3 protein-coding genes are annotated in these 3,186 nt (G+C 71.6%); 1 reads left to right on the forward strand and 2 read right to left on the reverse strand.

All coding sequences use genetic code 11. From position 1 onward, the window contains the following. Positions 1-820 (reverse strand): carboxyl transferase domain-containing protein (locus VF794_RS38280; RefSeq protein WP_331118400.1); only part of this gene is annotated, 820 nt, incomplete at its 3' end. A gap of 74 nt (positions 821-894) precedes the next feature. On the opposite strand from VF794_RS38280, the gene VF794_RS38285 reads away from it, so the two are divergent. Then, a complete protein-coding gene (locus tag VF794_RS38285; RefSeq protein ID WP_331118402.1) occupies positions 895-1,950 on the forward strand; it encodes a hypothetical protein in 1,056 nt (351 codons plus the stop codon). 16 nt (positions 1,951-1,966) lie between these two features. Here the strand turns inward: VF794_RS38285 and VF794_RS38290 are convergent. Continuing rightward, positions 1,967-3,186: hypothetical protein (locus tag VF794_RS38290; protein ID WP_331118403.1), on the reverse strand; the 1,220-nt coding region annotated here is incomplete at its 5' end.

Here is a 3,186-nt window from a genome sequence, read left to right on the forward strand (position 1 = left end):
CGAACGGATCCGAGGAGGGCCGCCGCGGCGGCTTGTCCTCGCAGCTCGAGGGGAAGAATGACAGGTACTCGCGCACCGCCGTGATGCACGTGGCGTCATCCGCGTACTCCGCGTCCGCCACGCCGGACAGCTCGTTGTGCACCTTGGAGCCGCCCAGCTCCTCCTCCGTCACCTTCTCGCCCACCACGGACTCCACCAGGTAGGGGCCCCCAATGGCCAGCGAGCTGGTGCCCTTCACCATGGGCACGAAGTCCGCCAGCGCGGGGATGTAGGCGGTGCCGGCCGCGCCGGGGCCCACCATGGCCGCCACCTGCGGCACCACGCCACTCATCACCACCTGCTCGCGGAAGAGGTAGCCCGTGTCCGCGAAGCCCGCGAGGCGTCGGGGATCGATGTCGCCTCCCGCCTCCAGCCGCGCCCCCGCCGAGTCCACCAGCCACACCATCGGAATCCGGTTCTTCAGCGCGAGGTCCCGCAGCCGCGCCACCTTGCGCTCGCCCACCGTGCCGATGGAGCCGCCGAACACCGTGAAGTCGTAGATGGCCGCCGCCACCGGTCGGCCGTGGATCTCTCCCACGCCCGTGATGACACCGTCCGCGGGCGAGGGCCGGCTCGGGTCCTCTTCCTCGGGGAGGTTGCCCTCGGCACCGGCCAGGAGGCCCATCTCCTCGAAGGTGTTCTCGTCGAAGAGGTGCTTGAGGCGCTCGCGGGCGGTCAGCTTCCCCTTGGCGTGCTGGCGCTCGATGCGCTCGGGACCGCCCATGCCCTCGTTGCGCCGGCGCTGCGCCTCCAGCTTTTCCACCCGGTCCTTCATCTTCATGGTGTGGCCTCCCAGGAGAACTGGGGGCTACCTTGCCAGAGCCCCGAGCGCCCCCGGAAGGGTAGAGTGGGGACGTGTCTTCCATCTCCCTTCGTGCCCTCGCGGTGGCCCTCGGGGCCGTGCTCGCTGGTTGTTCCGAGCCTCCCACGGAGCTTCGGCGTGAGGCCCGTGTGGAGGGCCACGTGCGGCTGGCGGGCCCCGCTCGCGGGGATGCGTACCTGTTCCTGTTCGCCCCCGACGAGGCCCCTCCGGAGAAGCGGGGAGTGCCCCGGCACGTGGCCGCCGTATCCGAGGTGCGTCTCGCGTCCGGGGACGCGCGCTTCCGTTTCTCCGAGGTGGGCCCGGACGTGTACCGACTGTGGGGTTTCCTCGATGCCAATGGGGATGCGGACCTCACTGTCGATGTACTCGCGCAGCCAGGGGCGGGTGATTGGGTGCCCGAGTCCTCCGTCGAGCTGAACGTACAGCCGGGGCAGGTGCTGCCGGTGGACCTCGGGCTGTCGCGGCGGGTGAAGCGACCGCTGCCCGCGTTCCAGGTGGTGGATCAGGCGGAGGGCGGCGTGGTGGAGCTGACGGACTCGGCCACGGAGATCGTCTCGTTCACCGTGAAGAGCGAGGGCTCTGGCGTGCTGCGTGGGGACGCGCCCCGGTTCTTCGTCCGGCTCGCGGACGCGGAGGGGGATGGAACGCCGGATGACGTGAACGGAGATGGGGTGTTCGACTTGTGGCCGCAGTTCTTCCTGCGCTTCGTGCCCCGGCCCGGACAGACCGTGCCGCTCGACAACCGCGGGAGGCCCGCTCAAGTCATCGTGCCGCTGTTGCCCAATGCGACCCCGTTCCTCGCGAGTCTGGGCGGGGATGCGAGCCGGGAGGTCGCCGTGGAGTCGCTCCAGCTCTTCGTCATCCCCTCCGCCCAGTCCATCATCGAGGAGCCCGGGAAGGGGAGGGTGGTGACGACGCTCGGGGCCGTGCCCGTCGGGGAGTACGAACTCTGGGCCCTGAACGACGAGGGTGGCTTCTGGTTCGTCCCCAATGGCCTGGGGCGGCGGACCGTGGACCCCCTGCCGGGCCAGGCATTGCGGTTCCGGGTGGTCCACGCGAGCGCGGATGCCGGAACGGGCTCGCCGTAGTCCTGAGAATCGTCCGTTACCCGGACAGCCGGCGGACCCAGTCGAAGTACGTGGCCCTCGGGTCCTCCAGCGGATCGCGGAACAGCGCCCGGAGCTCCGCCCGGTCCACCTGGTCGCCGTCGAAGCCCCGATAGAGCGCATCCCCGAGCAGGTAGCCCAGCGCGTGGCTGACGCCGTGGAAGAGCCGGTCCTTGCGCAGGGGCAGCAGCTTCACCGCCTCGTCGGGCACCTCCACCTCCGCTGCCTTGTGCGCCAGCACGAACGCGGCGATCTGCCGCTCCACCCCGCGTGCCTCGCCGAACCGCACCGCCCACTCGCCCGCGCCCGGGCAGCTCCGCCGCGGGTTCACCAGCTTCGAGCCGAAGAACCCCAGCGCCTCCTCCAGGCACCGCGCGTAGAACGCGTCCGAGGCCCGCCGGGGCGCCTCCATCGCGTCCCCCACCGCGCAGTGCCTCACGAAGTGCGCCGCCTCCTCGGCAGCGTGGTTCAGCGACAGCGACGCCAGGTACGCCGTCCGCGCCCGGGGGATGTAGCAGCTCTCCCGCGAGAGGATGTGCCGCCGCAACTGCCCCAGCTCTCCCTGCGTGAAGCGGCCCCGCTGCTGGATGCGCACCAGCGCGTCCTCGTCCGCCGCCGTCACCACCTCCGCCTCCTCCAGCGCCCGGCCCACTGGCACTCCCGCCAGCCGGCCGATGAGGCTCGCCATCTCCCGGAAGCGCTCCGCCGCGCTCCGCTCCCGCAGCGGCGAGTCCCCTGACTCCGCCTCCAGGTAGTCCAGGAAGCTCTGCTGGCACACCACCGGCGATGCGTTCAGCAGGCACAGCGAGCCGTCCGGCAGCTCCACGGCCTGTGCCGCGCCCGCCTTCCCCTCGCGCGCCAGCCGCCAGTAGACGCCCTCGGCGTTCTGGTACACCACCAGTCCTCGCCGCCCGTACCCCTCGCCCAGCGCCCGCTCCACCTGGGCCGGCAGGTGGCAGGGCGCCACGTGGTACTGGCCCACCAGCACCATTACCCGGGGCAGATCCTCCGCTCGCGCCGCTCGGGCGATGCGCTCCGCCGCGTACGCGTCCCGCAGTGCCAGGGAGCGCTCGCCCTGCGCCCGCCGGTCGATGCCCACCACCTCCAGCCGATGACGCTTCGCGTAAACCAGCAGCGTGCGCAGGCTGGACCACGCCCCTCCCTGCTCCGAGCCATGACCCAGGCGAGCAAGCAGCGACCGCTCCGAGAGGCGACCCG

This window comes from Archangium sp., assembly GCF_036389735.1.
Taxonomy (GTDB): domain Bacteria; phylum Myxococcota; class Myxococcia; order Myxococcales; family Myxococcaceae; genus Archangium.